This is a genomic window from Amycolatopsis sp. SID8362, from assembly GCF_010550475.1.
Lineage (GTDB): Bacteria > Actinomycetota > Actinomycetes > Mycobacteriales > Pseudonocardiaceae > Amycolatopsis > Amycolatopsis eburnea.
The window spans coordinates 1-1,326 of sequence record NZ_JAAGNB010000551.1 but is presented as its reverse complement, the minus strand read 5'-3'; the positions used below and the strand labels follow the sequence as shown (position 1 = coordinate 1,326).

Here is a 1,326-nt window from a genome sequence, read left to right as displayed (position 1 = left end):
CGGGACCGGCGCGGGCGGGACGGGCTGGCGCGGCGGGGCCGGCGGCTCGTCGTCTTCGAGGTCGCCGAACAGCTCCTCGGCGCTGGTGAACGCCGTCTGCTCCTGCGGCGGCACCGGGTCGGGCTTGCGGACCGGGTACGAGCCGGTCGCGACCTCGGGCGACAGCGTCGCGACGACCCGCTGCGGTGCCGGTTCCGGCTCGGGCTCGGGTTCCGGTTCGGGCTCCGGCGCGGGCGGCTCCTCGGCAGGCACGTGGCCCTCCGGGTTGAGCAGCAGCTTGCCGAGCATGAACGCGGCCGCGTCCTCGGCGTCGCCGAACACCGCGGGGTTGCTGAGCTTGCCGTCGTACCAGCCGACGCGCCAGCCGTCGTCGACCTCCTCGACGCTCCACCCGTGCTCGGCGGGCTCGCCCAGCTTGTAGCCGCTCTCGGGCACGTCGAGTTCGTCGAGCTTGGCCTGCAGCCCGGCGAGCACCGGGTGGTCCGGGGTCTCCCGGCGCAGCGCCCGGCGGCCCGACCGGGGCTCAGCCTGGGCGGCGGGCTGGGGAGCCGGCGGCTCCGGCACCGGCAGGACGCCGGGGATCTCGGGCTGGGTGATCATGGTCGGCGGGCCCGGGTCGAACGCGGGCTGCTCCTCCCGCCGCGGCGGCTGACCGGGCTGGAAGGAGTGCGCGGCCTCGTCCTCGTGCCGGGCCTGCCCGGGCGCGAACGCGTGCGCCGGCTCCTCGTCGTGGTGCGGCTGGTCCTCGTCGCGGGGCTGAAACGGCGACTCCTGGAAGCCGTGCGCGGCTTCCTCGTCGTGGCCGGGCTGGAACGGCGGTTCTTCCTCGTGCCGCGCCTGCAAGCCCGCGGGTTCGTCCTCGTGCCGCGCTTGGAAACCCGCAGGTTCGTCGTCTTGGTGTGCCTCGTCGGGCGCGAAGGCGTGCGGGGCGTCTTCGTCGTGTTGCGGCTGGAAGCCGGTGGGCTGCTCGTCGCGCCGCTGGAATCCGGCGGGTTCGTCCTCGTGCCGGGCCTGCCCGGGGGCGAAGGCGTGCGAGGCGTCTTCGTCGTGCTGCGGCTGGAAGCCGGCGGGCTGCTCGTCGTGGCGCGCTTGGCCTGGCGCGAAGGCGTGCGAGGCACTTTCGTCGCGCCGCGGCTGGAACCCAACGCGCTCGTCGTCGTGTGCCTGGCCCGGCGCGAAGGCGCGTGAGGACTCGTCGCCGTGCCGTGCCTGGCCTGGCGCGAACGCGTGCGAGGCGTCCTCGTCGTGGCGTGCCTGGCCCGGCGCGAAGCCCGCGGGCTCGTCGTGCCGCGGCGGCTGGAAGGCGGCGTGCGCCTCCTCGTCGTG

At 75.8% G+C, this 1,326-nt stretch carries 1 protein-coding gene and 1 pseudogene; one reads left to right on the top strand and one right to left on the bottom strand.

What is annotated here, in order from left to right; translation table 11 throughout:
- Positions 1 to 843: pseudogene (locus tag G3I65_RS17295) on the bottom strand (hypothetical protein); the annotation flags it as partial.
- Between G3I65_RS17295 and G3I65_RS57355 the strand changes: the two are divergent.
- Positions 829 to 1,188, top strand: coding sequence for a hypothetical protein (locus G3I65_RS57355; protein WP_239071266.1), 360 nt, complete (start codon positions 829 to 831; stop codon positions 1,186 to 1,188). The pseudogene G3I65_RS17295 and the gene G3I65_RS57355 sit on opposite strands and share 15 nt — an antisense overlap.
- Positions 1,189 to 1,326: the final 138 nt, after the last annotated feature.